This is a genomic window from Burkholderia sp. ABCPW 111 (assembly GCF_000773065.1).
In the GTDB taxonomy this organism is placed as follows: domain Bacteria; phylum Pseudomonadota; class Gammaproteobacteria; order Burkholderiales; family Burkholderiaceae; genus Burkholderia; species Burkholderia savannae.
Genome location: NZ_JPWT01000035.1, coordinates 1 through 1,457 on the forward strand (window position 1 = coordinate 1; position 1,457 = coordinate 1,457).

Sequence of the window (1,457 nt, forward strand, 5' to 3'; positions counted from 1 at the left end):
CCCCGTTACTATCTTCACGCCCCGATAATCGGGGTTTTGGCCAGCCAGGCCCGGTATGATTCCCGCCCCCAGTCGCAGTCATGATCCGGGGGGTGTTGTCACCGGGCCTGGTGGGTGGCTGGTGATCGCTGATAGGGGTTTGGCCGGGATATCCCGACGCCGTCCGTAACGTGGATGCCGAGACTTGCCACCGTTGTTGCAGGCCAACCCGTTCACTCTGCATAAACTGCAATGCAAGACACCCAACAACATGACGCCATCGATGTCTTCATTGGCGTCGACGTCGGTAAAGGTCAGCATCACGCCGTCGCACTCGATCGGCACGGCAAGCGTCTGTACAACAAGGCGCTACCCAACGACGAGGCCAAGCTGCGCGCCCTCATCGCCGAACTCAAGACTCACGGTCGACTCCTGTTCGTCGTCGATCAGCCTTCCACCATCGGAGCGCTTCCAGTGGCCGTCGCCCGCGCTGAAGGCATACTCGTCGCCTATCTGCCGGGACTGGCCATGCGCCGCATCGCCGATCTGCATGCAGGTGAAGCCAAGACCGACGCCCGCGATGCCGCGATCATTGCCGAATCCGCCCGCTCGATGCCGCATACGCTGCGCTCGCTTCGATTGGCCGACGAGCAGCTCGCCGAGCTCACCATGTTGTGCGGCTTCGACGATGATCTTGCCGCCCAGGTCACTCAAACCAGCAACCGCATTCGCGGCCTGCTCACCCAGATCCATCCGGCGCTCGAGCGCGTTCTCGGACCGCGCCTCGACCATCCAGCGGTGCTCGATCTCCTTGAGCGCTACCCGTCGCCCGCCGCGCTTGCCGCCACCAGCGAGAAGACGCTCGCCAACCGTCTGACCAAGCTCGCGCCCCGTATGGGTAAAAGCTTGGCGACTGAGATCGTTCAGGCTCTGAGCGAACAAGCCGTGATCGTGCCCGGCACGCAGGCTGCCACCATCGTCATGCCCCGCTTGGCCCAGCAACTCGCCGCCTTGCGCAAGCAGCGCGACGAGATCGCCGCCGAAGTGGAGCGACTGGTGCTCGCTCACCCTCTTTGGCCGGTCCTGACCAGCATGCCGGGAGTCGGCGTCAGGACCGCCGCCAGACTCCTGACCGAAGTCGCCCATAAAGCCTTCGCTTCGGCTGCTCATCTGGCGGCCTACGCTGGCCTCGCGCCGGTCACCCGGCGCTCAGGCTCGTCGATCCGTGGCGAGCACCCGTCTAGACGGGGCAACAAGGTGCTCAAGCGCGCCTTGTTCCTCTCCGCCTTCGCGGCCTTACGAGACCCAGTCTCACGGGCCTATTACTCGCGCAAGATCCAGCAAGGCAAGCGCCACAACCAAGCGCTCATCGCACTGGCTCGGCGACGCTGCGACGTCCTGTTCGCCATGCTGCGCGACGGAACCATTTACCAACCCAAGTCGGCCCCTAACGCTTGACGAACAACATAGGGGCACCC

Annotated in this window: 1 protein-coding gene; it reads left to right on the forward strand. The window is 64.0% G+C overall.

Annotated features, from left to right (window positions below; all coding sequences use genetic code 11):
• Positions 1 to 231 precede the first annotated feature (231 nt).
• Complete coding sequence (locus tag X946_RS05315) at positions 232 to 1,437, forward strand: IS110 family transposase (protein ID WP_038744735.1); 1,206 nt, start codon at positions 232 to 234, stop codon at positions 1,435 to 1,437.
• The last annotated feature ends 20 nt before the right edge of the window (positions 1,438 to 1,457 follow it).